This is a genomic window from Vibrio sp. 2092, from assembly GCF_033339635.1.
GTDB classification, from domain to species: domain Bacteria; phylum Pseudomonadota; class Gammaproteobacteria; order Enterobacterales; family Vibrionaceae; genus Vibrio; species Vibrio alginolyticus.
Genome location: NZ_JAWOUY010000020.1, coordinates 99595 through 108653, shown reverse-complemented (window position 1 = coordinate 108653; position 9059 = coordinate 99595). Strand labels below are relative to the sequence as shown.

At 47.3% G+C, this 9059-nt stretch carries 3 protein-coding genes; 1 reads left to right on the top strand and 2 read right to left on the bottom strand.

Translation table 11 applies throughout. From position 1 onward, the window contains the following. Window positions 1–6192 (top strand): Calx-beta domain-containing protein (locus R7P80_RS24660; RefSeq protein ID WP_318096803.1); only part of this gene is annotated, 6192 nt, incomplete at its 5' end. Between the two features lie 52 nt (window positions 6193–6244). Here R7P80_RS24660 and R7P80_RS24655 read toward each other — a convergent pair. Both R7P80_RS24655 and R7P80_RS24650 read right to left on the bottom strand, forming a co-directional pair. Further along, entirely contained in the window at window positions 6245–7438 is a 1194-nt protein-coding gene (locus R7P80_RS24655; protein WP_017821866.1) for a class I SAM-dependent methyltransferase, read from the bottom strand. 161 nt (window positions 7439–7599) lie between these two features. Then, the gene (locus tag R7P80_RS24650) at window positions 7600–9003 is read right to left on the bottom strand and encodes a methyl-accepting chemotaxis protein (RefSeq protein ID WP_053304484.1); all 1404 of its coding nucleotides are present in this window, start codon (window positions 9001–9003) and stop codon (window positions 7600–7602) included. Window positions 9004–9059: the final 56 nt, after the last annotated feature.

Genomic DNA, 9059 nt, shown 5'->3' with positions numbered 1-9059 from the left:
TCTACAGTACAAGTCGAGCTAGGCCTCAACTTGGGTGATACCGAAGTTGGAGACTTAGGTACCTTAGAATACAACACTGGAAGTGGCTGGGTGACAGTGCCAAACGATGGCGTGGTGACGGTGCCAGCAGGGCAAACCGAGTTTGATGTGCGCATCGCTTCCACTGATGACGCCGTTTATGAAGGCCCTGAAGATTTCAGCGTGACGGTGACTGGCATTGGGGCGGTGCAAGGTAGCGATACGGGAACGGCAACGATTGTGGATGACGGCACGGGGCCAGGCCCCGATCCGGATGATGACCGCCCGAATGTGAGTATTTCAGACGCTGGCACCATCAATGAGGGTGACACAGCGAACTTCAAAGTGACGCTGTCGAACGCGTCTGAAGCGGAAACGCAAGTGGAATTGGGTCTTAATCTTGGCGATACCGAAGTTGGAGACTTAGGTACCTTAGAATACAACACAGGCTCCGGTTGGGTTGCAGTGCCAAACGATGGCGTAGTAACGGTGCCAGCAGGGCAAACTGAGTTTGATGTGCGTATTGCTTCCATTGATGATGCTGTTTATGAAGGTCCAGAAGATTTCAGTGTGACGGTGACTGGCATTGGCGCAGTGCAAGGCAGCGATACGGGGACGGCAACGATAGTGGATGACGGTACGGGGCCAGGACCTGATCCGGATGATGACCGTCCAAGCGTGACTATTTCAGACGCTGGCACCATTAATGAGGGTGAGACTGCGAACTTCAAAGTGACGCTGTCGAATGCCGCCGAGTCTACAGTACAAGTCGAGCTAGGCCTCAACTTGGGTGATACCGAAGTTGGAGACTTAGGTACCTTAGAATACAACACCGGAAGTGGCTGGGTGACAGTGCCAAACGATGGCGTGGTGACGGTGCCGGCGGGGCAAACTGAGTTTGATGTGCGCATTGCTTCCACTGATGACGCCGTTTATGAAGGCCCAGAAGATTTCAGTGTCACGGTGACTGGCATTGGGGCGGTGCAAGGCAGCGATACGGGAACGGCAACGATAGTGGATGATGGCAGTGGTCCGGGCCCCGATCCGGATGATGACCGCCCGAATGTGAGTATTTCAGACGCTGGCACCATCAATGAGGGTGACACAGCGAACTTCAAAGTGACGCTGTCGAACGCGTCTGAAGCGGAAACGCAAGTGGAATTGGGTCTTAATCTTGGCGATACCGAAGTTGGAGACTTAGGTACCTTAGAATACAACACAGGCTCCGGTTGGGTTGCAGTGCCAAACGATGGCGTAGTAACGGTGCCAGCAGGGCAAACTGAGTTTGATGTGCGTATCGCTTCTATTGATGACGCTGTTTATGAAGGCCCTGAAGATTTCAGCGTGACAGTAACCGGCATTGGCGCAGTGCAAGGTAGCGATACCGGTACGGCAACGATAGTGGATGACGGCAGTGGCCCGGGCCCTGATCCGGATGATGACCGTCCAAGCGTGACTATTACCGATGCTGGCACCATCAATGAGGGGGATACGGCGAACTTCAAAGTCACCTTATCGAACGCCTCTGAAGCGGAAACGCAAGTGGAGTTGGGTCTTAATCTCGGCGATACCGAAGCCGGTGACTTAGGTACCTTGGAATACAACACGGGAAGTGGTTGGGTTGCAGTGCCAAACGATGGCGTGGTGACGGTGCCAGCGGGGCAAACTGAGTTTGATGTGCGCATCGCTTCCACTGATGACGCCGTTTATGAAGGCCCTGAAGATTTCAGCGTGACAGTAACCGGCATTGGGGCAGTGCAAGGCAGCGATACGGGTACGGCAACGATAGTGGATGATGGCAGTGGTCCAGGCCCTGACCCGGATGATGACCGCCCGAATGTGATTATTTCAGACGCTGGCACCATCAATGAGGGTGAGACAGCCAACTTCAAAGTCACCTTATCGAACGCGTCTGAAGCGGAAACGCAGGTGGAACTGGGTCTTAATCTTGGCGATACCGAAGTCGGTGACTTAGGTACCTTAGAATACAACACGGGAAGCGGTTGGGTGACAGTGCCAAACGATGGCGTAGTCACGGTGCCAGCAGGGCAAACTGAGTTTGATGTGCGCATCGCTTCCATTGATGATGCGGTGTACGAAGGCCCAGAAGATTTCAGTGTCACGGTAACTGGCATTGGGGCGGTGCAAGGCAGCGATACGGGAACGGCAACGATAGTGGATGATGGCAGTGGTCCAGGCCCTGATCCGGATGATGACCGCCCGAATGTGACTATTTCAGACGCTGGCACCATCAATGAGGGGGATACAGCCAACTTCAAAGTGACGTTGTCGAACGCCTCTGAGTCCACTGTTCAAGTCGAGCTAGGCCTGAACTTAGGTGACACCGAAGTTGGAGACTTAGGCACCTTAGAATACAACACAGGCTCCGGTTGGGTTGCAGTGCCAAACGATGGCGTAGTAACGGTGCCAGCAGGGCAAACTGAGTTTGATGTGCGTATTGCTTCCATTGATGATGCTGTTTATGAAGGTCCAGAAGATTTCAGTGTGACGGTGACTGGCATTGGCGCAGTGCAAGGCAGCGATACGGGGACGGCAACGATAGTGGATGACGGCAGTGGCCCGGGTCCCGATCCGGATGATGACCGTCCAAGCGTGACTATTTCAGATGCTGGCACCATTAATGAGGGTGAGACAGCCAACTTCAAAGTGACGCTATCGAATGCCTCCGAGTCTACAGTTCAAATCGAGCTAGGCCTCAACTTGGGTGACACCGAAGTTGGAGATTTGGGCACCCTAGAATACAACACGGGAAGTGGTTGGGTGACAGTGCCAAACGATGGCGTGGTGACGGTGCCAGCAGGGCAAACTGAGTTTGATGTGCGTATTGCTTCCATTGATGACGCTGTTTATGAAGGCCCTGAAGATTTCAGCGTGACAGTAACCGGCATTGGTGCAGTGCAAGGCAGCGATACCGGTACGGCAACGATTATTGATAATGATGCTCCTCCTTCTATTTCAAATGTTGTGAATGCAGTTGTTTCGGAAGAAGGTTTAGCTAATGGTATCCCTGATAATACAGGAGCACCTTCAGACACCACTAACTCCGCAAGTTTCTCAGGAACATTCACAGTTGCCGATCCAGACACGGCGAATGTTTCAGTGGTATTGGCAGGCCCTAACAACCTAACATCAGGAGGGGAGCCTATATCGTGGACGTGGGACAACAGTACTCAAACGCTGACTGCGAAAACTGCTCACCTGAGCGTTGTTGCTACTGTTGTGCTGAGCGAGCCTTCAGCTTCAGGTCAAGGCTCTTGGGACTATACTATTACTCTGTTTGAGCCACTTGATCATCCTGTTAATGATGTGGAAGACATCATCAACTTTGATTTACAGATTTCTGTAAGTGATGGACAAACAACAACATCTCAAAGCTTAAATGTGGCCGTTGAAGATGATTGCCCATACGTGCCTGTTGTTGTTCAACCCGTCGATGTGTCGCTTACTGGTGCACCTAACGTTCTGACAGGGCGCATAGATTTTGCAGGAAGTGAGGCAGATGCAACCAGTCGAACATTTGGGGACGTTGTTGTGACTGCAAACGGTTTTGTGTCTGACGAATCTGTGATGCTGGGAACAGCTGAAATCAATCAATCATCAGAAGGGATTGGCGTTAAAAGTTCTGGTAACAACGGCTTCCAATTAGAAAACGAAGTCGATTATCGATTCGCGGGTAATGAGGGTGTATCAGAGCAGTTAATCATAGACTTAGGCAATAAAGTTGCTTACGGAGCAGAAATAGAATTTGAGAAAATGTTTGGTGGTGAACTTGAGAAAGGAATCGCATCTTTTTATAGAGATGGTGTATTAATTGCTCAGCAATCGTTCAGCTCTGACGCAAGCAGTGGTGATTACGCGGCAAATTTCAATGTTCAACAGGGAGGCTTTGATAAAATCATCCTCGAGGCGACCAGTAATGGCAATGGCCCGGATACTGAAGACAACAGTGACTTTACCGTTAAATCAATAACCTTTACAGGTGCGTACTCTGGCGTGCCAATTGCTAGTGCGGATGGGAACCTCGGTGCTGTATATGGAGCTGATGGCCCTGGTTCTATAGTCTTAAATGGAGGTGAGGCTGGTTTAGAGACTCTAGATGGTAAAGACGTGTTGATATACGTCGATCCACAAAACTCTAATAGACTGATTGCAGAGGCTGATGGAGAGCTTGCATTCGAAGTTCAACTTACACCTAGCACTGGAAAATGGGAGTTCTTCCAATACTTGCCTTTGACCTCACCTTATGGCGATGGGGATATCGATTTTAACTACACTATTACTGATAATGATGGCGACAGTAAAACGGGGTACTTTTCTGTCAACCCTTACGCCCCACCAATTGTAGAAGGTGTAACACTAAACGTTTCTGAGGAAGGCTTAAGCAACGCCATTGCTGATGACTCTGCTCTAAACGGCTTTGATGACACAACTGACTCGAGTACTGATGTAGAACAATTGACGCTGGGTCAAACCGTTGATTCTGTTACGCTCAGTGAACCATCTACAGCTCTTACTAGTAACGGTATCTCTGTAACGTGGACGTTATCAAATAACGACCAAATGCTTATCGGTTCAGCGAACGGTGAAGAGGTTATCAAAATATCAGTCAATGATACTGGAGTGGTATCTACGGAGCTTCTTGGTCCGATTGATCACTCCAACCCATCTGGAGAAGACACCTTAAATATTGAGGTGCCTGTGCTTGTCTCGAATGCTCGTGGTCTTACTAACTCCACAACGGTCAACGTTATTGTGGAAGATGACTCACCAGATTCTGCATCTATTATTCACGATGTAGTTGCAGAAACTAAAGAAAGTGCCAACGTTCAGCTCATAATGGATGTCTCGGGTTCTATGCGAACGGATAATCGCTTGCAGATAATGAAAGATTCGGCAACTCAGTTATTGAATCAATATGAGTCTATCGGTCAAACGCGAGTTCAAATTATTACTTATAGCAGTACAGCATCCACTTACGCTATAGGTGCTGCGACGTGGCTGACGGTCGAGGAGGCCAAAGCGTATATTGAGACGCTAACTGCGGGTGGCGCGACTAACTATAACAACGCGCTAAATGAAGCAAAACAGTCATGGGATGATGTAGGTAAGTTAACCAGTGCGTCGAATGTTAGTTACTTCTTGTCAGATGGTCAGCCAAACCCTGCGTCATCATTTATAAACGACGCTCGCGAGCAGAGTTGGATTGATCACCTAACCGATCCTGATAATCAGATAACAGCCCTAGCGTATGGTATGGGCGTTAATCTTATGCCGGAGCAATTAGATCGCGTAGCATATGATGGCTTTTTGAATCAAGACCTTGATGGTGTTGTGGTTCCTGACGTAACTCAATTACCTCCGGTTATGTTGCAGTCAGTGATTCAACCTGTTGGGGGGAACTTGATGTATACCACTTCTCCAGATACAGGTATTGGTGCAGATGGTGGTTATATTAGCGAAATAGAACATGACGGTGTCACTTATTCGTTTGATGGTTCAGACCTAATAGTAACTGACAATAACGATGGTATTTCGCATGCATTTGACGACACAACGATGCAGCTTACTATCTATATCGACAGCAAACATACTCTGGAAATCGACTTAAACGACGGTGCGTATGCATTTTATGGTGCGGTGGGTGATACAGTTGAAACGTTAGACTTCGATTATGTATTGACGGATAACGATGGTGATCAAAGTGAGAACACCCTGCAATTCGTTATTGATGAAAACGGAGGAGTAAATGCTTCAAGTAATGGCTCTGCAAATATTATTGAAGCTGAAGTAGACGTAAGTCATGACATCTTGATCGGTAATGATAACGAGGCAGATGTCTTTAAATGGGTCAACGACTCCTTGGATACAGGAACAGATCTAATTAGAGGTTTTGAGAGAGATTTGGACACCTTAGATCTGAGTGAAGTCGTTGAAGATGCAGGGCACAATACGATAGAAGAACTTCTTAATAGTATTGACTTGAACATTGATGGCGATGACTTATCTCTAGAAATAACCCATAACGATGGAAACTCAATTCAAACTATCGTAATAGAAAACGGGGCGACAGAGTTTAGTGATTTAATCGTGGGAAATGCGGACTTTGAGAGAGATGTGTTATCCGCACTAACTAAGGTTAACTTAGAGCCATAATGAAAAGGGCCAGTAGGCCCTTTTCTTCTGCTTTGTCTTACTTATTCGTAGCCTAAAGCACTTTACATGCAAAACCTTTTAAGTAGAAGCCTTCTGGATATGCTGTATCGGTTGGGTGGTCAGCGGCTTGCTCAAAACGCTCCACAAACTTTACTTGGCGGTTAGCGTCTACGGCTGCATCAGCGATGATTTTCTGGAACAGAACTTGATCCATCAAGCCAGAGCACGAGTAGGTCAGTAGCGTGCCGCCCGGTTTAAGAATTTGCATTGCTAGCATGTTGATGTCTTTGTAACCACGACATGCACCGTTTAGTTGTGCTTTGCTCTCTGCGAACTTCGGTGGGTCCATAATAACCACATCGAACTGAGTTCCTTGATCGCGATACTCACGAAGTAGCTTAAACACGTCTGCATTTAGGAACACGGCACGCTTCTTCGAAATATCAAACTCGTTTAGCTCTGCGTTGAATTTTGCGGTATCTAAAGCAGGTTGCGACACGTCAGCGTTAATCACACGCTTTGCATCACCTTTTAGAGCGTAAAGTCCGAAGCCACCTGTGTAAGAGAAGCAGTTAAGAACTTCTTTGCCTTTCATATATTTCATCGCTTGCTGGCGACTATCACGTTGATCTAGGTAGAAACCTGTTTTGTGTCCGCCAACGATATCTACACTAATCTTTACGCCATTTTCTTCGATGACGACCGATTGAGGTGGCTCTTCGCCGTGCAAGACGCCCGTGATCTCTTTTAAACCCTCTTTTTTACGAACGGCCACGTCAGAGCGCTCGTACACATTACAATCAGGGAAGCACTCAACCAGAGCGTCAACAATAGCCTGCTTATTGTGTTCTGCGCCAGCACTGAGAAGTTGGCACACAAAGAAATTTTGGTAACGGTCAATCGTAACGCCTGGTAAGCCGTCAGACTCTGCTGCGATAAGGCGATAACCCGTAAGGCCATCACGTTCGATAATGTCTTCACGAAGAAGTTGTGCGTCTTTAAGTCGTTTAACGAAAAACGCGGTGTCGATTTCTTCTTTATCAAAACTCCAAATACGAGCACGAATTTGTGAAGCTGGCGAATATGCCGCTTTAGCTAGCCATTTACCGTCGTGAGTGAATACATCAACCGTTTCGCCAAGAGCAGGTTCGCCCTCAACTTTGTTGATGCCTCGAGAGAAGATCCAAGGGTGCTTGCGCTTGACCGATTTCTCACGACCTTTAACCAAATAGATAGCAGCTGTCATTTCATTAGCTCTTGTTGAATTTTGAAAGGGGCGTATTGTCCGGGATGTGAATGGTAAAAGCAATATCCCTCGGCAATCCAGTACATTGTAGTGACTTTTAAATACAAAAAAGGTCACTAAAGTGACCCTTTTATTTGAATTTGCTGTAACAGATTCCGTTGCTATGCTTTAAGTCCAGTAAGTAGTGCTTCCATTGTGTCGCTTTGCTTACGCAGTTGATCAACGTTTTGTGAAGTCGTGCTTATCATATTGCACACGTTATCTGCTTGAACTCGAATTTCTTCAACGCTTGAGGCGATATTGTCCGCGACTACACCTTGCTCTTCAGCTGCTGTTGCAATTTGAATGCTACTGTCGGAGATAGTTTGATTTTTATCTGCCAAAGAGCCGATTTCGTGATTCACTTCCGTCATGAGGTTTTGTCCCTCATTTGCATTATTAACTGTCACTTCCATCAGCTTAGTAAGCGACTGGCTGTTACGCTGTAATGATTCAATCATCGTTTGGATTTCAACTGTCGCTTGCTGAGTGCGTCCCGCAAGAGCGCGAACCTCATCCGCAACGACCGCAAATCCACGACCTTGTTCTCCAGCACGTGCAGCTTCAATAGCCGCGTTCAGAGCAAGTAGGTTGGTTTGCTCGGAGATCCCATTGATTGTTGTCACTACTTCATCAATTTGTGCTGCATTGGCATCTAACTCGGCAACGGCTTGAGACGCAGATTGAATCTCATTAGAAAGGTTCGAAATCGAGTGAAGCGTATTCTCAACTTTCACTTGTCCAGACTGAGCCACGTTACGTGCATCATCGGTTTGCGTGCTTGAATCGTGAGCTAGTGTCGCGACTTCTCGAATCGTTGATGCCATCTGTTCAGTTGCACTCGCAAGAGAGTTGAGGTGTTCCTGCTGAGTCGCTGAAATATCTGAACTGTGATGAATCGATTGATTCAGATCTGAGCTAATTTGTTGCATTAAAGCCACAGACTCTTGAATCGACAGCACCATTTGTTGCTCTCGTTCTGCAACTTTGTCTATCGTAATAGCAATTTCACTAAACTCGTCGCGAACAGGGAAGAAGTTCATTCTCGCAGTTAGGTCGCCACCAGCAAGAGTGTTTAATGCTTTGTTCATCGTGAACATCGCGCCGCCAATAAACGTCATGATGTAGTAAACGCCAAGAGCGAGAATAAACAAGCTCACACAGATGATGCTCACTTGAGTCGTTGATAGGGCAGTCCATAAAGAAAGTTCATGGTTTGCAACCAAGCTGTACGCACCATTTAAAACTGACACGGATTGCGGCCCTGAGCCAATAGAAACGGTTTCTGAACCCGCTATGAGGCTTGCTACTTGAGATTGAGAAAGGTTGCCTGCCTCTATCAGACCTTTCATAAGCATGAGCTCTTCTTGGTACATACTTGAGATCAGTGTATTAGCCGCGCTATTAAGGACGAGAGTGAGAATGACTAAAGCAAGAAGAGGGAGAACGAAGAGCAAATAGAACTTTTCTTGAATCTTTAAGTGAATGAGATACTTATCAATCCAGCGGAATGGAATTTCTTTCATAATTATAATAACCGTGCAAAAACCCACTATCCTTAGTGGGGTGAATAGACGAAAAG